Here is a 20,661-nt window from a genome sequence, read left to right on the forward strand (position 1 = left end):
ACCAAGGTTTCGCGTCACTCTTCTCCCTATCCGGACAGGTTGAAGTTGCCGTTGGATCCGTAGATGGCCAGGGAGACCAGCAGGGTGACCGAGACGACCACGATCAGGGAGGTCCGGACCGCGTTACCCACCGCAACCCCGACTCCCGACGGGCCGCCGGTGGCGAAGTAGCCGAAGTAGGTATGGATCAACAAAATCGTGATCGCCATCAACACCGCCTGCAAAAAGCTCCACAGCAAGTCAATCGGATTCAAAAACGTGTTGAAGTAATGGTCATAGAGGCCCCCGGACTGACCGAACAACACCACCGTCGTGAACTGGCTGGCCACAAAACTCAAGATCACCGCGATCGAGTACAACGGCGTGATCGCCACCATCCCGGCCACAATCCGCGTCGAGACCAAGTATTCGACCGGAGGGATACCCATCGATTCCAGGGCATCGATCTCCTCATTGATCCGCATCGCCCCCAACTGCGCGGTCACCCCCGCCCCGAACGTGGCCGCCAACCCAATCCCAGCCACCACCGGCGCACTGATCCGCACATTGATAAACGCCGCCAAAAACCCGGTCAACGCCTCAATACCAATATTGCCCAACGAGGAATAACCCTGCACCGCCAACGTGCCACCAGCAGCCAACGTCAAAAACCCGACGATCACCACAGTGCCGCCGATCATCGCCAACGTCCCGGCACCCATCGAGATCTCCGCGATCAACCGGATGATCTCCTTACGGAAATGCACCGTCGCATGCGGCGTACCAGCAATCGCCCGCCCATAAAAAATCGTGTGATCACCAATACGACCAAACGTCCCCAACGGACGGCGCACCTGACGCGCGATCCGCGGATACAAAGCCTGCAACGACGCCACCCCCGGACCTACCGCGCACTCATCCGGATACCAATGGCCGTCACGACCACGTTCACCACAAACAACGCCATGAACGCGTACACCACCGTCTCATTGACCGCATTACCCACCGCCTTGGCGCCACCACCAGTGATCGTCAACCCCCGATAACAGGCCACCAAACCCGCGATCAACCCGAACAAGGCCGCCTTCACACACGAGATGATCACCTCCGGCACCCCGGTCAACAACGTGATTCCCGCCGCGAACGCCCCCGGATTCACATCCTGAACAAACACCGAAAACACGTAACCACCCAAAATCCCGATGATCACCACCAACGAATTCAACAGCAGCGCCACCAAACCCGACGCCAACATCCGCGGCGTCACCAACCGCTGCACCGGATTAATCCCCAGCACTTCCATCGCATCGATCTCTTCACGAATCGTGCGCGACCCCAAATCCGCACACATCGCCGTCGCCCCAGCACCCGCCACAATCAACACCGTCACCAACGGACCCACCTGCGTCACCGCACCAAAAGCCGCACCAGCCCCCGACAGATCCGCAGCCCCAACTCCCGCAACAGAATATTGAGCGTGAACGACACCAACACCGTGAACGGAATCGCCACCAACAACGTCGGCGCCAACGACACCCGCGCCACAAACCACGACTGCTCCAAAAACTCCCGCCACTGAAACGGCTTCCGAAACACAAACCGCACAGCATCCGCAGACATCGCGAACAAACCACCAATAGCCTGCATCGGACCCGACAAACCGCTCAGAGCGACGCCCGGCGACCAACGATCCGGCCCCTTACCCGCCATCGGTGCCCGGCCCTTCCAGAATCGTCACCGCGGCTACCGCAGTCGGCCCACCGATGTTGTGGGCCAGCCCGATTCGGGCTCCGTCCACTTGGTTTGCGGCGCTACCACGGAGTTGTTCGAAAAGCTCTACGCACTGGGCCACTCCGGTGGCACCAGGTGGGTGCCCCTTGGCCTTCAGGCCGCCGCTGGGATTCACTGGCAGCGCTCCGCCAACACAAGTCACTTCGGCCTCCATCAACTTGTAGGCCTCCGCATGTTCGGCGAAGCCGAGATCTTCATAGCTGATCAGCTCGATGCCGGTGAAGAAATCGTGAACTTCAGCCACATCGATATCAGCAGGCGCCAAACCTGCCATACTGAACGCTCTCTTGGCTGCGCGAACGGTAGCGGGGAACGTGGTCAGGTCGGCCTTGTGCTGATGCATCACCGAGTCCAGGCCGAGGCCCACGCCCCGTATCCACACCGGGCGGTCGGTGAAGCGGTCCACGACATCTTCGGTGGCCAGCAAAAGTGCTGCGGCACCGTCACTTTGGGGCGCACAGTCATACACGCCGAACGGTGTCACCACCGTCGGCGCCGCGAGCACCTCGTCAACGGTAACCTCAAAGCGGAGACGAGCCTTCGGATTGGTCACTCCATGCCGATGATTCTTCACCGCAACCATCGCCATGTGCTCACGGGTGGCGGGGGTTTCGTGCAAATAGCGCGCAACGTGAAGCGCGAATCCGGCCGGCGCAACCAATCCCAGCGGGTAATCCCACGCCATGTCTCGGGCCATCGCCTCCCACTCCCACAGCAATTGCTTGGAAGCGGTCTCGCGAAGTTTGTCCGCACCCATCACCAATGCCACGTCGGCCGCCCCCGACGCAACGCCGTAGAGGGCATTGCGGACCGCGTCGTTGCCGGTGGCACAAGAGTTCTCGATCCGCGTGACAGGGAGGTCGGGCAGGCCGAGAGAGTCGGCCAGGATGCCTGCCGGAAATCCGTCCGGGGTTCCCATCGCGCCGAACCACGCTGCGTCAATCTCAGACTTGTTGACGCCCTTGTCAACGCGCGCGGCGCACTCGGCGAACGCCATCGGAAGCAGATCCTTCAGACCCAGGGCGAAATGTTCGCCGAACGCCGTCATTCCGGCGCCCACGATCGCGACGCGCCTCATGCCGCACCCCACGACCGGACGGACGGTTCCCGTGGCGTTGCGGCCTGATACGGCTCGAACGAGTACCCGTAGTCGGGCACACCGGATCTCATCGCAACCCGGCGCAGTGTGAGCCGTCCGCGGTCACCGATTCGCACCGCCCCGGCTTCCACCCCGGTGACCTTCACCAAGGCGCGGATAGTGACGTCATCGAGCTCGACGATGACCAACGAGTACGGAGTGCGCAGGCCTGGCACCGGAATATTGACGGTGACCTCGGTGTAGACCGTTCCCGCCCGGGGCAACGGCACCAGCTCGTAGTCGGTGGTCAGCCGGCCTTCCTCATCGAGGCGGTAACGGGGCGGAAAGTCCAATTCGTCGCTGCCACTGTGCCGGCCGGCCTCCCATCGCACCTTGGCCTCGAAGGCCCGTTCGTAGGCCGCGAGCGAGATCGGGATCTCGCGGCCCGTACCGACGTTGGTCTGGGGGCGCGGACGCGCCACCGGTTCGCGCCGGTAGACCGCGGCGTCTCCGCCGACCACGGTCACCCCGGACAGGCTGGCCTGCTCGACGGCCACCAACGGGCCGTTGGTGCGTGACTCGGCAAGCGCTGCCAACGCGAACAGCCCGGCACTGGCCCCCGATGTCGGCAACGTCGGCGGGTCACCGCCGCACAGTTCGGCGACGCGGTCGTGGTCCACTCCGGCCAGAGCCACCGGGGTGTCGAGCCAGGCAGCCGCCAGCGAGGCGACCAGGCCGCGTTCGTGAAGCAGTCGCGGGTCGCCATAGTCGTGGACCACGCCGCTGGCGTTTCGGGTGCGGACTGGAAGACTGCGCGCCACCCGCGCTGCGGTGCGCACCTGCAGTCCGCTGTCCGCGGTCAGGATCGCCGCCGCCCCAGCAGGATCCAGATCGGCGCCGATGACCAGCGTGCGCGGTCGGGCCGAACTGACCGCGTCCAGCGTGGCCGGCGCTCCCCCCAGTCGCTCGTCGACCTCGAGCTCGGGATCCAGTCCAAGGCCGGCGAGCAGCACCGCGGCGTTGCTGCTTTCCAGCAGCGGCAGGTCCCTGCTGACCAGCACGACCCGTTCGACGGCGCTGCCTTCGGACAGCGCCGCCCGGCCCGCTTCGACAGCCAGCGTGATTGCGTCCTCATCATCGCCGGCAATGCGATGCGCCTCACACCCCCACGGCGGTAGGTAGGTGCCAATGGCGATGATGTGCGGCATCAGTTCTCCGGCGCCACTTAGGTGACCGCGCCGGCGGTTTTGAGTTCGATAATGCGGTCCCAGTCCAGGCCGAGTTCGGCGAGGATCTCGTCGGTTTGTTCGGCGAATCCCGGCGCCGGCCCGGTCAGCGGTGCGGCGACGTCGAACTGAACCGGATTGGCGACGAGTTCCAATTCGCCTGCCTGCACGATGTATTCGTTGGCACGGATCTGCGCGTCCTGGGCCGCCTGCAGGGTGTCCTGCACTGGCGCCCACGGCCCCGCCAGCGTCGAGAACCGCTCGCTCCACTCCGGCAGCGGCCGCTTGGCCATGGCCTCACGCAGGATGTCCACGGCGGCGGCGGTGTTCTCCGCGATCGATTCCGCGGTGGCGAACCGCGGGTCATCGGCCAGTTCACCGAGCTCCATGTGCTTGCACACGTCGGCCCAGAACTTTCCTGGCTGCATCATCACAAACGAGATGTAGCGGTTGTCAGCGGTCTCATAGAGCCCGACCAAGGGATTGATCGGCGAACCATGCACACCCGGCGGCGGCTGCACCATCAGCTGCTGGAGGTGTTGAGTCAACGCCACGGTATGCCCCATCGACCACAGTCCACTGCCGAGCAGGGACACGTCGACCACCGACGGTTCACCCGTGCGCTCGCGCTGGAACAGTGCGGCCGCGATACCGCCCGCGAGATTAGTGCCCGAGATCGTGTCACCGTAGGCCGGTCCCGGCGGGGCGATCATGCCTTCGATGCCCGGCGGCGTGATGGTCGCGGCGGTGCCGGCGCGGCACCAGAAGGCGGTCATGTCGTATCCGCCCTTCACCGATTCCTCGCCGCGCGGACCGAGCGCACTGCCACGCGCGTAGATGATCTTCGGGTTGACGGCTCGGATGTCGTCGACGTCGATCCCGAACTTTTGGCGGTGGCCAGGCAGGAAACTGGTGAGGAACACATCGGCGCGGCGCGCCAGTTCGAGCAATACCTCTTTGCCCTCAGGCACCGACATATCCAGCCCGATGCTGCGCTTACCCCGGTTGGCGTGCTCGATGTTCGGGTTGGGGTCACCTTCGACCCGCAGCGGGCCGGTCTGCCGCAGCCCGCGCTGCGGATCTCCAGTCACCGCATGCTCGACCTTGATGACGTCGGCACCCCACTCCCCGAGCACCGCTCCGCACGAAGGTACAAAGCCGTACATCGCGACCTCGAGGACGCGAACCCCTTCCAGCGGCCTCACGACACGACCGCCGCGAGAGTCTTGCGCTCGAGGAATTCCTCCAGGCCTGCCACACCCATCTCCCGGCCGACACCGGACTGTTTGTAGCCACCGAACGGGCTGTCCGGACCGAAGTAGTTGCCGCCGTTGATCCCCATCGTCCCGGTACGAATCCGCCGGGCGATCGCCAGCGCACGGTCGTGGCCGCCGAACACCCCACCGGACAGGCCGTAGATGGAGTTGTTGGCGATCCGGACCGCGTCGTCGTCGTCGGAGTAGGCGAGGACGGCCAACACCGGCCCGAAGATCTCTTCCTGCGCGAGCTCACTGTCGGGCTCGACGTTGGTGATCAGAGTCGGCTCATAGAAGAAGCCGGGCCCGTCGACCTTCTTGCCACCGGTGACCACAGTCGCGCCAGCGGCAACCGCACGCTGGACCATGCCGTCCACCTTGGCGCGCTGGGTGTCGTTGATCAGCGGTCCCATATAGGTGGCCGGATCAGCCGGGTCGCCGTAGCGGACCATGCCCATGAAGTTCTTCACCAGCTCGACGATCTCGTCGTGGTTCTTGCGGGGCACCAGCAGCCGCGTGGTGATCGCGCACCCCTGACCGGCGTGCGAGCAGATCATGAACGCCGCCATCATGGCGCAGTTGTTGAAGTCGGCGTCGTCGAGCACGACCATGGCCGACTTGCCGCCCAGCTCAAGAAAGACCTTCTTGATGGTGTCGCTGGCCGCCGCCATGATCTTGCGTCCGGTGGCCGTCGACCCGGTGAAGGTAACGACATCCACGTCGGGGCTGGTGGTCAGCGCGACGCCGACCGCGGCGTCGGTGGAGCTGATCACGTTGACCACACCGGCCGGGATGTCGGTGTACTTCGCGATCACCTCACCGAGCGCCAGCGTGGTCAGCGGGGTGTCCGGCGCGGCCTTGAGGACAACGGTGCAGCCGGCGGCGAGCGACGGACCGAGCTTGGCCAGCGCCAGCTGATTGGGATAGTTGTAGGCGATGATGGCGGCCACCACGCCGGCGGCTTCCTTCTCCACCCAGCGATGGTGGCGCTGCCCGCGACTCTCGATCTCGCCGAGGTCTTCGCTCATCGCGTAGGTCTTCAGCAGGTTGGCGTAATAGCCGACGATCCTGATCGGGTCGTCGAGCTGGGCACTCTCGGTCAGCGCGCGCGTCGCGCCGACCTCGGCGATCGTCAGCGCACGCAATTCGTCGCTGTGCTCCACCAACGCGGTATGAAGCTGTTCCAGGCAACGGATCCGCAGTTCGACGTTGGTCGACCAGTCGGTCTTGTCGAAGGCCGTGCGGGCCGCGGCGATCGCACGCTCAGCCTCGGCGACGCCCGCATTGGGTGCGTAGCCGACCACGTCACCGTTCGCCGGATTGACCGACGGATAGGTGTGCGCAGACCCGACGAGCTGGCCGGCGATCAGCATGTACCGCTCGGACACCTGGCCCCCCGCCGCTTGCTCACTGCTCGCGATGTGTGCCGTCGCGTCCTGGGCCGGCATCAGCATGTCCTCCCGTCGTGGATAACTTGATTCTCATATCCGGCGAATCATACATTCGGCTCATGAGAACTCAAGCCGCATTCGCGGAACCTCTTGGTATCGGACACGCGTCCGATAAATGCGGCTTCGTACCGCATCTCCGCAGTTAGACACATTGCGCGGAAGTGTCTTGCGAAATGGATCACACCGAGAGTAGCGTTCTCATATCAGAAAGGGCGATTCTTGACATTCGAGATCTGCTGGATCCGCAACGCTGCTGCGTGCGGACGCCCCGTGGCCACGATCGATCTGAATCCCGCCGGGACTGACTTCTCCTACGTCGCTGATGTCACCGACCGCGCGCAGATCCACGCCACGCTCGCCGCCGTCACACCCGACCACACAGCGGTTCACGGCGTTGATCACGTATCGACACACACCGACAGCTAGCAACGAAAGAGAGGAACACCTGTGGGACGAGTCCAAGGCAAGGTTGCCTTCATCACCGGCGCTGCACGCGGGCAAGGCCGTAGCCATGCCCTGAGGTTGGCCGAAGAGGGCGCCGACATCATCGCCGTCGACTTGTGCAAGGACGTCGAGACCATCGGCTACAAGATGGCCACTGTCGAGGATCTCGAGGAGACCGCCGAACTGGTGAAGAAGACGGGGCGGGGCATCGTCACCGCACAGGCCGACGTGCGCGAGGCCGCCGAACTCAAACAGGCGCTCGAGCAAGGCCTCGCCGAGTTCGGCAAGGTCGACATCGTCGTGGCGCAGGCGGGCATCGCCGGAATGAAGGGCCAGCCGCCCCTGCAGGCTTGGTGCGACGTCATCAACACCAATCTCATCGGCACCATCAATGCGATCCAGGTTGCGCTGCCTCATCTAGAGGAGGGTGCCTCGATCGTCGCGACCGGCTCCACCGCAGCGCTGATGGACGCTCATCAGAAGGACAACCCGGGCGCCGACCCCGGCGGCATGTCCTACATGGTCGCCAAACGCCTGCTATCCCACTATGTCCACGATCTGGCGACTGAGCTCGCGGTGCGAGGCATCCGGGCCAACGTCGTGCACCCGACGAACTGCAACACAGACATGCTGCAGAGCGAGCCGATGTACCGGTCCTTCCGTCCGGACCTCGAAAATCCCACCCGCGCGGACGCCGAACCGGTGTTCGGCATCCAGCAGGCGATGAAGGTGAATTTCGTCGAGCCGTTGGACATCAGCAACGCCGTCCTGTGGCTGGCATCCGACGAGGCGCGCTACGTCACCGGCATGCAGCTGCGCGTTGATGCCGGCGGCTACCTCAAGTGGTACGACTACCACGTCTAGCTCGGGAAGGGAAACTGTGAAGGTCCGGGTTGACCAGGAGCGGTGCCAGGGACACACGCTGTGCGCCATGATCGCTCCAGATATGTTCCAGCTCAGTGATATCGATGGCAGTTCGTCAGCCGTCACCGAGGCGGTCCCACCTGACCAAATTGAGCTCGTTCGCGAAGCTGCGCACTCCTGTCCCGAACAGGCGATCCTCATCGAAGAGGACTGAGGACCTTCTGCCCAACCATGAACTATCAAGGGAGACAATGCCTTGAGCATCGATGACGCCACCGGCGACACCGAGCGGAAGCAGCCGACCTATCACTTCGATCGGCATACGCCGGAGTATCGGCAGCAATTCGAGAAGATCACCGAAGAAATGCAGTCTCGGTGCCCGATGGCCTGGACTGACGTCTACGACGGCCATTGGGTAGCCGCCGGCAGCAAAGAGGTATTCGAGCTGGCGCGGTGTCCGGCGGTATCCAACCATCACGACCTCACCGGCGAGACCCCCTACAAGGGCATCACGATCCCAAAGGCCCAGCGGGCGACCGTGGTTCGCGGCGGCATCTTGGAGATGGACGAGCCTGAGCACAGCGACTACCGCGGAGCGCTGAACCCGTACCTGTCCCCCGCCGCGGTCAAGCGCTGGGCACCGTTTGTCGACGAGATCGTCCGCGCGTCTCTCGACGAGAAGATCGAGTCGGGGCATATCGACTTCGTCGACGACCTCGCCAACATCGTGCCTGCGGTCCTCACGCTGGCCATGATGGGCATCGAGCTGAAGAAGTGGCCGGTCTACAGCGAACCCGCGCACCTGTCCGTGTCCACCCCGGAACACTCCCCGGACGCCCCCCGCGTCGCGGAGATGAACCGGCAGATGGGCCTCGACATGGTCACCACCATGATGGAGATCAGAGAGAATCCGCGGCCTGGCCTGGTGAACGCGTTGCTGCAGCTGCGTATCGACGGTGAGCCCGCCCCCGATCTGGAAATCCTGGGCAATCTCGGGTTGATCATCGGCGGCGGCTTCGACACCACCACCGCGCTGACTGCCCATTCACTGGAATGGCTGAGCGCGAATCCCCTTGAGCGCGAGCGACTCAGCCGTGAGCGGGACAAGCTCCTTGATCCGGCTACCGAAGAATTCCTGCGGTTCTACACTCCCGCACCCGGCGACGGACGCACCTTCTCCGGCGACGTGGACGTCGAGGGGCATCAGTTCAAGGAGGGTGAGCGGCTCTGGTTGTCCTGGGCGATGGCCAACCGCGACCCTTCGGTGTTCGAGAAGCCCAACGAGGTCATCCTCGACCGGAAGGGCAACCGGCACTTCAGCTTCGGAATCGGCGTTCATCGCTGTGTCGGGTCGAATGTCGCGCGCACGGTGTTCAAGGCAATGTTGACCGCCGTGCTCGACCGCATGCCTGATTACGTGTGCGATCCCGAAGGCACCGTGCACTACGAGACCATCGGCGTCATTCAAGGCATGAAGCACTTGCCTGCCGACTTCACACCGGGGCCGCGTCTTGGACCCGGGCTCGACGAGACCCTGGAGCTGCTCCAGAAGGCTTGTGTAGAGCAGGGACTCGCGCGACCCATCACTGAGCACAAAGAAGCAGCCGTCATCGACTGGCGCTGACCTGTTCTGCGCCGAACCGTCTGAAAACGACTCGTGGCCCCTCCTTTTGGAGGGGCCACGACTCGTTGTGAGGTTAGGCAGCACCCTTCTTAGCGCTGCCGCCGGACGCACCGGACTTCTTCGCCGAGGTGGAACCCTTGGCCGAGCTATCGCTCTTCGCCGAGGTGGAACCCTTGGCCGAGCTATCGCTCTTCGCCGAGCTGCCCGACTCGGCATTCGAGGAATCCTTCGCCGGCGCCTTGGGAAGCGACGGCAACGACACCTTCGGTGGTGCAGGCAACGACAACTTCGGCGGTGCAGGCAACGACAACTTCGGCGGTGCGGGCAGCGACAACTTCGGCAGCGACGGGGTCGACGCCGTCGTGCTCGGAGTCGTAGCCGCCGACGAATCGGCGGCCTTCTTGGCGGCCGTCGGTGCGGGAACCTTCAGCGAGACCGTCGGCGCATTGCCGGCGATGCTCGTTACCGTGTCGTTGACGCCCGCTGCCGTGGCGGCCGCTGCGGCACCGGCCGCGGCCAGCGTTGTCGCCGCTGCTCCGCCGCCGGCATTAATGCCACCACCGATGTGGATACCACCGATGTTGATGTTGATCGCCGCTGAGATGCTCGCGTTCAACGCCTTCGCGAATGCGGTCAGCTGAGCGCTGATATGCGCCCCTGCCGACGCCAGCGCGTTGACGACGGCCTCTGGCGACGGGAATGCAGCAAGTGCGGCCTTGATTGCCGTATCCAGTGCTGCACCACCGACGATCAGCCCGTTGTTGAGAGCGCCGATCAACGCATTGCCGGCTGCCACACCGGCATTGAGACCCGCCTGGAGCACCGCAGCACCGTTGTTGAACAGTTCCTGTCCGGCCGCAAGTGCCGTCTGAAGGCCACCGCCGACTGCTCCGGAGAGCGCATCCACGAACACCGCCGGGTTCGGGAACGCTGCCACGGCCGCGTTGAACGCCGCGGCGAGTGTCGCACCGCCGTTCGCCAGCGCGTCGATGATCGCCTGTGCCCCATCGAGGTTCAGGTTGAGCGCGGCCTGCAACGCAAGCCCGAGGTTGACATTGATGTTACCGAGAGCGTCGACGAACGCGTTGATGAACGCCGCCGGGTTCGGGAAGGCCGCCAGCGCCGCCTGGAACGCCGCCGCCAGCGCGCTTGCCGGATTGCCGAGTGCGTTGAGCAGCGCCTGGAAAGCCGTCGACCCAGCCGCGATGCCAGCCTGGATCGTGTCGGCCAGTTGGCCGGTGAACGTGGTGAACGCGTTCGCCAGGATGCCCAGCGTTGGGTTGATCGCCCCCAACGCGTTGGCGAATGCCGCCACGAAGGCCTGTGGGCTCGGGAAGTTGGCCAGTGCGGCGTTGAACGCCGCGGCCAGTTTCGCCCCACCGGAGATCAGGGCGTTCAGGAACGCCTGTGGTCCGTCGATCGCCACGTTGAGCACTGCCTGCAAGGCCAGCCCGAGGTTGACATCGATATTGCCGAACGCCTGCACCAACGCATTGATGAACGCCGCCGGGTTCGGGAACGCCGCCAACGCCGCCTGGAACGCCGCCGCCAGAGCACTAGCAGGGTTGCCCAGCGCATTGAGCAGCGCCTGGAAACCGGTGAGCCCGGCCGCAATTCCCGCCTGGAGCGTCGCATTCAACTGACCCGTGAACGTCGTGAACGCGTTCGCCAACACGCCGAGGGTCGGGTTGATCGCCGCGAGTGCACCGGTCAGTGCCGCGACGAACGCCGCCGGGCTCGGGAAGTTGGCCAGTGCGGCGTTGAACGCCGCGGCCAGTGTCGCCCCACCGGAGATCAGGGCGTTCAGGAACGCCTGTGGTCCGTCGATCGCCACGTTGAGCACTGCCTGCAAGGCCAGCCCGAGGTTGACATCGATATTGCCGAACGCCTGCACCAACGCATTGATGAACGCCGCCGGGTTCGGGAACGCCGCCAACGCCGCCTGGAACGCCGCGAACAAGGCACTAGCCGGATTACCGAGCGCATTGAGCAGCGCCTGGAAACCGGTGAGCCCGGCCGCAATTCCCGCCTGGAGCGTCGCATTCAACTGACCCGTGAACGTCGTCAGCGCATTGGCCAGCACGCCGAGGGTCGGGTTGATCGCCGCGAGTGCACCGGTCAGTGCCGCGACGAACGCCGCCGGGCTCGGGAAGTTGGCCAGTGCGGCGTTGAACGCCGCGGCCAGTTTCGCCCCACCGGAGATCAGGGCGTTCAGGAACGCCTGCGGTCCGTCGATCGCCACGTTGAGCACTGCCTGCAAGGCCAGCCCGAGGTTGACATCGATATTGCCGAACGCCTGCACCAACGCATTGATGAACGCCGCCGGGTTCGGGAACGCCGCCAACGCCGCCTGGAACGCCGCCGCCAGAGCACTAGCAGGGTTGCCCAATGCGTTGAGCAGCGCCTGGAAACCGGTGAGCCCGGCCGCAATTCCCGCCTGGAGCGTCGCATTCAACTGACCCGTGAACGTCGTGAACGCGTTCGCCAACACGCCGAGGGTCGGGTTGAACGCCGCCAACGCACCGACGAACGCGTCGACGAAGGCCTGTGGGGACGGGAAGTTGGCCAGTGCGGCGTTGAACGCCGCGGCCAGTTTCGCCCCACCGGAGATCAGGGCGTTCAGGAACGCCTGCGGTCCGTCGATCGCCACGTTGAGCACTGCCTGCAAGGCCAGCCCGAGGTTGACATCGATATTGCCGAACGCCTGCACCAACGCATTGATGAACACCGCCGGGTTCGGGAACGCCGCCAACGCCGCCTGGAACGCCGCGAACAAGGCACTAGCCGGATTACCGAGCGCATTGAGCAACGCCTGGAAACCGGTGAGCCCGGCCGCAATTCCCGCCTGGAGGGTCACAGCCAGTTGGCCGGTGAACGTGGTGAACGCGTTCGCCAACACGCCGAGGGTCGGGTTGATCGCCGCGAGTGCACCGGTCAGTGCCGCGACGAACGCCGCCGGGCTCGGGAAGTTGGCCAGTGCGGCGTTGAACGCCGCGGCCAGTTTCGCCCCACCGGAGATCAGGGCGTTCAGGAACGCCTGCGGTCCGTCGATCGCCACGTTGAGCACTGCCTGCAAGGCCAGCCCGAGGTTGACATCGATATTGCCGAACGCCTGCACCAACGCATTGATGAACACCGCTGGATTCGGGAACGCCGCCAACGCCGCCTGGAACGCCGCGAACAAGGCACTAGCCGGATTACCGAGCGCATTGAGCAACGCCTGAAAGCCGGTGAGCCCGGCCGCAATTCCCGCCTGGAGCGTCGCATTCAACTGACCCGTGAACGTCGTGAACGCGTTGGCAAGGATGCCCAGAGTCGGGTTAACCGCTGCAAGCGCACTGGTAAGCGCCCCAACGAAGTCTGCCGGGCTCGGGAATGCGGCCACCGCAGCATTGAACGCCGCGGCCAGCGTGGCACCGCCGGCGAGGAGAGCGTTGGCCAAATCCGCCGCACCCTGGATACTGACGTTGAGCGCAGCCTGCAGGGCCAGCCCGAGGTTGATGTTGACATTGCCGAACGCCTGCACGAGGGCGTTGATGAAGATCTGCGGCTCCGGGAAGGCAGCCAACGCATTGTTGACGGCGTGGGCAAGGGCGCTTGCGCTGTTGAGCAGACCGTCGACGACCGACTGCACCGCGGTGTTACCCGAACCGATTCCGGCGATCAGGGCGGCTTGCAGCGCGTCGCCCAGCTGAGTGATCACGGTATCGGCAGCGCCGTTGAGGGCATTGAGCCCGCCGCGCACTCCGTTCCAGCCCTCGTTGATCGCCTGGATCACCTCTGTCAGCGTGGACAGCGACACGTCGGCCAGAGCCGACAGCGCCCGGTCTTGGGCGAAGTGCAGGTTAGGTGGTGTCACCTGAATGGGCGCCAGCGCAATCGCGCTCGCGCCAAATACTGCCACCCCCGCGGTCAGATATGACCGAACAGCAACGTCCATGACTATCCCTTCAAATGGCTGTGCCCCCGACATCGGCGAACTTACCTGAGAAGAACCTAAGTAGCCAAGCAGTTGTTCTGAGATTTCCATGGTTGCTGTGTCGTCCGAGTTAACGAATACAGCAGCATTAGCTGAACGGTAATTAGCTACGCTTATTTAACGCACTTGCATATTTATCGACAGCAAAGAATGGAACGTCTGCTGCCGGCTCCGAGCCCCAGAGGGATCAAGATCCTCCTGGGGCCGGCCCGTTCCGCTGCTGGACGTCGTCAAACCCAGTGACTCCTGGTACGAACGTGGTCGGCAGCTGCGCCCGGCCTCGCCCAGCGTTGGCCTACCAATCCGATGCGCCCGACGGTCACACAGCAAGTGATCCGGGTTCCGTGGCCGCCCAAGCGCTCGTTCGCCACGTCCAACGTGCAGCGAGGACCAGTTCAGGAAATATTCACAGAGATTCACAGCGGGCGACACGCCCGCTGTGGCGCGAGAGCGCCTCCCCGGCTTGTGGTCCGGCACCATCGGACCACCCTCAATCCACAGGCCCAGGCCCATGGCACGCCAGTTTGGAAGATCACGGTTTGAACCGCGGCGCGGCTGGGAACAAAGTGGTCAGTGAGTTCAGCCCGGCCAGGCCAAGACGGGTCAGACCAGCCTTGAGCGCACAGCGTCGCCAGCCAAGCGAGCGACCATTGAATTTACCTGCGCGCCACATAGTTGGTATTCGCTGTCAATTTTTCTGAATGAGCGCTTTGATTGATCCATGAGTTAACTGCGTGCCAACAGGCCGAATCTCTGGCATGGGTTAACCTAGAAAATCCTGAGAGTTCGATCATCGGCCCCTGAACCCGTCCAGCAAACATTGGATGACGACCGGTGGCTGGGTGGTGCACCAGTGCTCCGGCGCACGGACAGGTCGGGGTTATACCGAACGCCGCGCCACAATTAACCTCGGCGCAGAGTACCGACGCGACCAGCACACCGTCGCCCATGAGGTGCGGCCACGACGAGCAGACGAGCCCGAACTTCCCGCCCTATTTACCGCGGGGCAGGCCCAGCACCTGCTGGGCGATGATGTTGCGCTGAATCTCCGAGGTTCCCCCGGCGATCGTGCCCGAAAAGCTTCGCGCATGACGCTCGAACCAGCTGGCGAAGTAGTGGTCCAGATTCATGTGGGCATATGGTCCCGTGCTGCACGGATGCACAAGCCCATCGGAACCTGCTGCCGCAAGCGCATATTCGGATGCCCGAAGCTCGGCTTCGGATCCGAACAGCTTGACCACGGAGACCGACGCCACGTCGGATTCACCACGCGCGGCCTTCGCCAGTCCTGAGGAACCCATCAGGCGCAATGCCTGGTAGTCCATGATCATCGACGCGTACTGGTCTTTTTCCAGCGGCGTCTTCGGCTCGAAGTCGCCGATCATATTGGCGATGCGGTCGGCGAATCCCAGCCACATCATCGTGCGTTCGTGGCCCAACGATCCGTTGGCCACGCCCCAACCGCCGTTGAGCGGGCCGACCAGATTTTCAGCCGGCACCCGCACGTCGGTGAAGAACACCTCGTTGAAATCCTTGTCGTCGATCCCGCAGATCGACGCGAACGGCCGGCAGACCACCCCGGGGAGGTCGGTCGGGATGATCAGCACGCTGATGCCCTTGTGCTTGGGCGCATCCGGATCGGTACGAACGAACGTCAACAGGAAGTCGGCATCGTGCGCACCAGATGTCCACACCTTCTGGCCGTTGACCACGAAATCGTCGCCGTCGCGTACCGCGCGGGTTCGCAGTGAGGCCAGATCCGATCCTGCGCTCGGCTCGCTCATGCCCAGCGACGCGGTCTTCTCACCCTTGAGGACCGGCACCGCCCAGCGGTGCTTCTGCTCATCGGATCCGGCCGAGATCAGCGACGCCGCAATGATATTGACACCCTGCGGATTGAAGCTGTGATAGATCCGCCGCTTGCACAGTTCCTCAAGATGCACGAACTGCTGCAGGATCGAGGCGTTGCGGCCACCGAACTCGGGCGGCTGGGCGGGCAACAGCCAACCGTTGTCGAACAGCAGCCGTTGCCAGCGCCGCGCCCAGGCCGGCATGTGCGACACCGACCGTGGCCGCTCGAGGGTCTGCGCCTCGGTGGGCAGATTGGCGTCCAGGAACGCGCTGAACTCGTCGCGGAAGGACTCGACCTCGGGATCGAATGAAAGCTGCATCTAGAGTTCCCTGTACTCCTCGGCGATGAGGGCACGGTGCTCGGCAGCACCGCCCAGCATCAGCTCTCCGGACTTGGCGCGCTTGAGCGCGAATTGGACATCGTTCTCCCATGTGAAGCCCATGGCCCCGAAGAGTTGCAGGCCGTGTCGGAACACCACCGACTGGCAATCGCCGGCCGCGGCCTTCGCCATCGAAGCGGCCAACCGTCTGCGCGGGTCGTCGGCACTAATGGCCAAGGCGGCGAAGTACGCGAGCGCACGGGCCCTTTCGATCGCGACGTGCATGTCGACCGCCTTGTGTTGCACGGCCTGGAAGGAGCCGATCGGAACCCCGAACTGGTGACGGTCGCGCACATGTTGCAGAGCCAGGTCGAGAACACGCTGGCACGCTCCGACAGTCGTGATCGCCAGTCCGGTCAGCGCGATATGACGGGCCTGCTCGGGCGCGGAGTGCACGCGATCGTCGTCGGAGACGAGCACGCCGGGAAAGGTCACGTCAGCGATGTGTAGCACCGGATCGAATACCGGGATGCGGGTGATAGTCGCGGCAGCGGCCTCGACAATGAAAACCCCGCCGTCGGTCAGCACGGCCAGCTTCTGCGCTCGGTCGGCGTCTAGGACGTATCGGGCGGTCCCAGACAGCACCCACCCGTCGGCATCTCGATGCGCGGTGACCCCGCCGAACACCGCGGCGCCCGGCTGCTTCGGGTCGTAGCGGTCCCCGGCCAACGGCGCGAACTGCGTGAGAGTGGCCAGGAACGGGGTCGGATCGGTCGCGCGGCCGAACTCTTCGAGCACGATCGCCAGCTCGACGGCGTTCTCAGGGTCGGCCAACTCGGTCCAGCCAGCCTCCGCGTGGGAGTCCCACAGGGGGCCCGGGTCGACGCCATCCTCGGCGATTCCGCGAATCAACGAAGCGGGGCACTGCTTGGCCACCGCATCGCGGACAGTGTCCTGCCACAACCGCTGATCAGCATCGAATTCCAGTAGCACCCGCCGCCTCCTGCCCGGACCGGACCAACCCGAATGGAAATATGATTCTCCATTCGCGCGTCATCGGTTCTCCCTAGACGGTATCGCACTCTAGCGGCTGATTTGCTTGCTGCCTACGGACGGGTGAGGCAAAGTGGTAATGACGTTCTACTCTCAATCACGAGAACATTATTCTTGCCCGTGAAGAACTACGATTTACACTGAGGCAGACACCCCGGAAGGTGGGTTTGGTGATAGAGCACCGCGACGGGACGACGACGCCCGTGATCGACGCGAGCGTGCACATCTTCTTCGGGTCGACCCCCGAGTTGCGCGGCGTGATGCGGGAGCCATTCAAGAGTCGCGGCTTCCCCGATTACGAGATGGACTGGTACGGCGCCCCCGGCGGCGAATACCTCAGCGAGGCTCGCGGGCCGGACGGCCAGTACCCCGGCTCCGACCCGGCCATCGTCGCCCAGCACCTGTTCGCCGATCGCGGCGTCGACGTCGCCGTCCTGCACCCGATGGGCCGGGGCATCATGCCCGACCGTCACTTGGGCACCGCGATCCTGGCCGCCCACAACGAGATGCTGATCTCATGCTGGCTGGATCACCCCGAATTCGGCGAGCGATTCCGCGGCACCATCCGGGTCAACCCCGACGACATCCGCGGCGCGCTGCGCGAAATCGACAAGTACAAGGACCACCCCGGCGTGGTGCAGATCGGCATCCCGCTGCAGTCCCGCGAGCTGTACGGCAAGCCGCAGTTCTGGGAGCTGTGGGAAGCGGCCGTCGAGGCCGGTCTGCCGGTGGCCGCCCACATCGAGACCGGCGAGGGCATCGCGTTTCCGCCGACCCCGTCCGGACACACCAGGACCTTCGAGCAGTACCTGAGCTTCATGTCGCTCAACTACATCTACCACCTGCTGAACTTGATCGCCGAGGGCGTTTTCGAACGGCTGCCGGAGCTGAAATTCGTCTGGGCAGATGGCGCCGCGGACATGGTGACGCCGTTCATGTGGCGGATGGACTGCTTCGGACGCCCGCATCTGGAGCAGACACCGTGGGCTCCCAAGATGCCCAGCGACTACCTGCCCGGCCACGTCCACTTCATCCACAACAGCCTCGATGGGCCGGGGGACGCCGACTTCGCCGACGAATGGCTGTCGTTCACCGGCAAGGAGGACATGCTGATGTTCGGCTCGAGCTATCCGCACTGGCATTGCGCCGACGTCCTCGACTTGCCCACGGCGTGGACTGCCGAGCAGCGCGAAAAGGTCTGCTGGCGCAATGCCGCGCAGCTCTACGGCATAGATATTCCGGCCGTCATCAGAACACACTGAGTCGCACAGCGAGCTGAGGAGAAACTATGACTCTGACCCACATCCAGGAACGGGTCGCTCCTGCCGAGCGCATTGCGATCCGTTGCGTCGACTCCGATGTACATCCGGTCCCCCGCCGCGGCGTGCTGCAGGAGTACATCCCGGAGCCGTTGCGTAGCAAGTACTTCAGGAATCACCGTGTCGGCGAGACGATCTACTACGACGCCCCCGATTACGCGCACGCATACGCGATGCGGGTCGACACCTTCCCCGACGACGGCGAGTTCGCCTGCAGCGATCCAGAACTTGCACTTCGGCAGGCCGTCATGGAGGCCGGCGCCGACGTCTGCATCCTCGAACCCGCGCACGCCCCCTGCCGGCTACCGGAAGCGACCGCGGCATTGTCCTACGCGCACAACAGCTGGCAGGCCGAGCACTGGCTGGACAACAAGACCAACTGGCACGAACGCTGGCGCGGCTCGATCCTGGTGGCCACCGAAGACCCCCTCGGCGGCGCCCGCGAAATCGAGAAATGGGCCGAGCACCCGTACATGTCGCAGATCCTGATCAAGGCCGAACCCCGCCCGTCGTGGGGTGACCCGCAGTACAACCCCCTCTGGGAAGCCGCCACCAAGCACGACATGCCCGTCAGCTGCCACCTATCCCGCGGTTTCTTCGAGACTCTGCCGATCCCACCGGTCGGCTTCCCGAGCTACAACCACGATTTCATGGTCAGCTACTCGCTACTGGCCGCCAACCAGGTGATGAGCCTGATCTTCGACGGAGTCTTCGACCGCTACCCCACCCTGCGCATCGTGTTCGTCGAGCACGCCTTCAGCTGGATCCTGCCGCTGATGTGGCGCATGGACGCCATCTACTCCGCGCGCAAGTCCTGGCTGGACATCACGCGCAAACCGTCCGAGTACGTCAAAGAACACATCAAATTCACCACCCAGCCCCTGGACTACCCCGAAGACAAAACCGAACTGCTACGGGCCTTCGAATGGATGGAATGCGAGAAGATCCTGCTCTTCTCCTCCGACTACCCGCACTGGACGTACGACGACCCACGCTGGCTGATCAAACACCTGCCCGAGCACGCCAGGGAAGCGGTGATGTTCCGCAACGGCATCGAGACCTACAAGCTGCCGGAGACCGTGCCCGCCCTCGAGGGCCAGACGCGGGTGTTCTGAACAATAATGACAGAAGCACAAAAGCAGCCCCGCCTGGCGCAGGGTCGGGAGCACGTGGTCGCCACCATCGACGAAATCCCGCCGGGCACACACAAACTGGTCCCGATCGGCCGGCACGGCGTCGGCGTATACAACGTCAACGGCACGTTCTACGCCATCGCGAACTACTGCCCGCACGAGGGTGGCCCGCTGTGTTCGGGGCGCCCGCGTGGCCGCAACATCGTCGACGAAAACGTCCCCGGCGACGCCGTGATGGTGCGCGATATGGAATTCATCTACTGTCCGTGGCACCAATGGGGGTTCGAGTTGGCAACAGGCACCACGGCGGTCAAGCCCGAATGGAGCATCCGCACCTACCCGGTACGCGTGGTGGGCGACGACGTTCTCGTGACGGCATGAGCACGCCGGTGACGGCCGGTCCGCAACTGCGCGACGGCGAGCAGGTTTTCGAGATCAACGGCGGCAACGTCGTGTACGAAATCCTGGGTGAAACCGGCGATTACATCGCCCTGACCCCAGGCGGCCGATACAGCAAGGACATCGAAGGCTTGCGCCCGCTGGCCGAAGAACTGGTCAAGGGTGGTTACCGGGTCCTGCTGTGGGACCGCCCCAACTGCGGAAAATCCGACCTGCAGTTCTACGGCAAGAGCGAATCACACATGCGCGCCGAGACATTGCACGGGCTGATCACCGGCCTCGGTATCGGCCCGTGCGTCATTGCCGGCGGCTCCGGTGGTGCCAGGGATTCCATCCTGACGACGATCCTGCACCCCGAGATCGTCACGAAGCTGGTGACCTGGAACATCGTTGGCGGCGTATACGGCAGCTTCGTTCTTGGCTCGTACTACCTGGTTCCGAGCATCCTGGCAGTCCGCGGCCTGGGCATCAAAGGACTTCTACACGTTGATGAGTGGAAAGAACGCATCGCCGAGAACGCCGTCAACAGGGACCGGATCCTGGCGCTGGACGCCGACGAGTTCCTCCGGGTCATGCTGCGCTGGCTCAACGCGTTCGTCCCCAAACCCGGCCAGGCGATCCCCGGTGTCGACGACGAGCTCTTCGCAGACATCAAGGTGCCCACCCTCATCATTCGTGGCGGCGAGAACGACTGGGATCACCCCAAACGCACCTCGCTGGAGGTGAACTGCCTCATCAAGGGCTCGACGCTGATCGACCCGCCGTGGCCGGAGGACGCCTGGGAGCGTGCCGGCGAGGACCGAGCTTCTGGGAAGGTCAAGCGGTTCAACATGTTCGACACCTGGGTGCAGGCGGCCCCGGCCATTCTTGACTTCCTCGGCCGATGAGCAACCG

General features: G+C 64.2%; 16 protein-coding genes and 1 pseudogene. 8 read left to right on the forward strand and 9 right to left on the reverse strand.

The genetic code is table 11. From position 1 onward, the window contains the following. Positions 1 to 26: 26 nt before the first annotated feature. From G6N38_RS02630 to G6N38_RS02655, 6 genes and pseudogenes are all read right to left on the reverse strand, one after another. Positions 27 to 875, reverse strand: coding sequence for an MlaE family ABC transporter permease (locus tag G6N38_RS02630; RefSeq protein ID WP_163746121.1), 849 nt, complete (start codon positions 873 to 875; stop codon positions 27 to 29). An 8-nt stretch (positions 876 to 883) separates the two neighbouring features. Beyond that, positions 884 to 1,689, reverse strand: a pseudogene (locus G6N38_RS02635) (MlaE family ABC transporter permease). After that, on the reverse strand, positions 1,679 to 2,848 hold the full coding sequence (locus tag G6N38_RS02640) for a thiolase C-terminal domain-containing protein (protein ID WP_163746122.1): 1,170 nt from the start codon (positions 2,846 to 2,848) through the stop codon (positions 1,679 to 1,681). Before G6N38_RS02640 ends, G6N38_RS02635 begins: the two are co-directional and overlap by 11 nt. After that, the gene (locus G6N38_RS02645) at positions 2,845 to 4,056 is read right to left on the reverse strand and encodes an OB-fold domain-containing protein (RefSeq protein ID WP_163746123.1); all 1,212 of its coding nucleotides are present in this window, start codon (positions 4,054 to 4,056) and stop codon (positions 2,845 to 2,847) included. The genes G6N38_RS02640 and G6N38_RS02645 overlap by 4 nt, the downstream gene beginning before the upstream one ends. 17 nt (positions 4,057 to 4,073) lie before the next feature. Further along, the gene (locus tag G6N38_RS02650) at positions 4,074 to 5,279 is read right to left on the reverse strand and encodes a CaiB/BaiF CoA transferase family protein (protein ID WP_163746124.1); all 1,206 of its coding nucleotides are present in this window, start codon (positions 5,277 to 5,279) and stop codon (positions 4,074 to 4,076) included. After that, the gene (locus G6N38_RS02655) at positions 5,276 to 6,778 is read right to left on the reverse strand and encodes an aldehyde dehydrogenase family protein (protein ID WP_163746125.1); all 1,503 of its coding nucleotides are present in this window, start codon (positions 6,776 to 6,778) and stop codon (positions 5,276 to 5,278) included. The genes G6N38_RS02650 and G6N38_RS02655 overlap by 4 nt, the downstream gene beginning before the upstream one ends. Before the next feature lie 273 nt (positions 6,779 to 7,051). Between G6N38_RS02655 and G6N38_RS31150 the strand changes: the two genes are divergently transcribed. From G6N38_RS31150 to G6N38_RS02675, 4 genes are read left to right on the forward strand one after another with little or no spacing between them, the layout of a single operon-like run. Further along, positions 7,052 to 7,207, forward strand: coding sequence for a hypothetical protein (locus G6N38_RS31150; protein ID WP_179968476.1), 156 nt, complete (start codon positions 7,052 to 7,054; stop codon positions 7,205 to 7,207). 21 nt (positions 7,208 to 7,228) lie between these two features. Continuing rightward, positions 7,229 to 8,089, forward strand: coding sequence for a mycofactocin-coupled SDR family oxidoreductase (locus tag G6N38_RS02665; protein ID WP_163746126.1), 861 nt, complete (start codon positions 7,229 to 7,231; stop codon positions 8,087 to 8,089). 16 nt (positions 8,090 to 8,105) lie between these two features. Then, a complete protein-coding gene (locus G6N38_RS02670; protein WP_163746127.1) occupies positions 8,106 to 8,303 on the forward strand; it encodes a ferredoxin in 198 nt (65 codons plus the stop codon). A 42-nt stretch (positions 8,304 to 8,345) separates the two neighbouring features. After that, entirely contained in the window at positions 8,346 to 9,713 is a 1,368-nt protein-coding gene (locus G6N38_RS02675; RefSeq protein ID WP_163746128.1) for a cytochrome P450, read from the forward strand. A 73-nt stretch (positions 9,714 to 9,786) separates the two neighbouring features. Here G6N38_RS02675 and G6N38_RS02680 read toward each other — a convergent pair whose 3' ends face one another. The 3 genes from G6N38_RS02680 to G6N38_RS02690 all read right to left on the reverse strand — a co-directional run bounded on the left by G6N38_RS02680 (position 9,787) and on the right by G6N38_RS02690 (position 16,856). Further along, positions 9,787 to 13,653, reverse strand: coding sequence for a beta strand repeat-containing protein (locus G6N38_RS02680; protein WP_163746129.1), 3,867 nt, complete (start codon positions 13,651 to 13,653; stop codon positions 9,787 to 9,789). A 1,031-nt stretch (positions 13,654 to 14,684) separates the two neighbouring features. Then, complete coding sequence (locus G6N38_RS02685) at positions 14,685 to 15,863, reverse strand: acyl-CoA dehydrogenase family protein (RefSeq protein ID WP_163746130.1); 1,179 nt, start codon at positions 15,861 to 15,863, stop codon at positions 14,685 to 14,687. Further along, on the reverse strand, positions 15,864 to 16,856 hold the full coding sequence (locus tag G6N38_RS02690; protein ID WP_163746131.1) for an acyl-CoA dehydrogenase family protein: 993 nt from the start codon (positions 16,854 to 16,856) through the stop codon (positions 15,864 to 15,866). It abuts the gene before it with no gap. A gap of 230 nt (positions 16,857 to 17,086) precedes the next feature. On the opposite strand from G6N38_RS02690, the gene G6N38_RS02695 reads away from it, so the two are divergent. The 4 genes from G6N38_RS02695 to G6N38_RS02710 are packed head-to-tail and all read left to right on the forward strand — an operon-like array spanning position 17,087 to position 20,654. After that, complete coding sequence (locus G6N38_RS02695; RefSeq protein WP_163746132.1) at positions 17,087 to 18,178, forward strand: amidohydrolase family protein; 1,092 nt, start codon at positions 17,087 to 17,089, stop codon at positions 18,176 to 18,178. 26 nt (positions 18,179 to 18,204) lie between these two features. Further along, entirely contained in the window at positions 18,205 to 19,350 is a 1,146-nt protein-coding gene (locus G6N38_RS02700; RefSeq protein WP_163746133.1) for an amidohydrolase family protein, read from the forward strand. 6 nt (positions 19,351 to 19,356) lie between these two features. After that, on the forward strand, positions 19,357 to 19,749 hold the full coding sequence (locus G6N38_RS02705; RefSeq protein ID WP_163746134.1) for a Rieske (2Fe-2S) protein: 393 nt from the start codon (positions 19,357 to 19,359) through the stop codon (positions 19,747 to 19,749). Continuing rightward, positions 19,746 to 20,654 carry an alpha/beta fold hydrolase gene (locus G6N38_RS02710; RefSeq protein WP_163746135.1) on the forward strand — a complete coding sequence of 303 codons (909 nt, stop codon included), beginning with the start codon at positions 19,746 to 19,748 and terminating at the stop codon, positions 20,652 to 20,654. Before G6N38_RS02705 ends, G6N38_RS02710 begins: the two co-directional genes overlap by 4 nt. Positions 20,655 to 20,661: the final 7 nt, after the last annotated feature.

Origin of the sequence: Mycolicibacterium helvum, from assembly GCF_010731895.1 — a bacterium.
Classification (GTDB): domain Bacteria; phylum Actinomycetota; class Actinomycetes; order Mycobacteriales; family Mycobacteriaceae; genus Mycobacterium; species Mycobacterium helvum.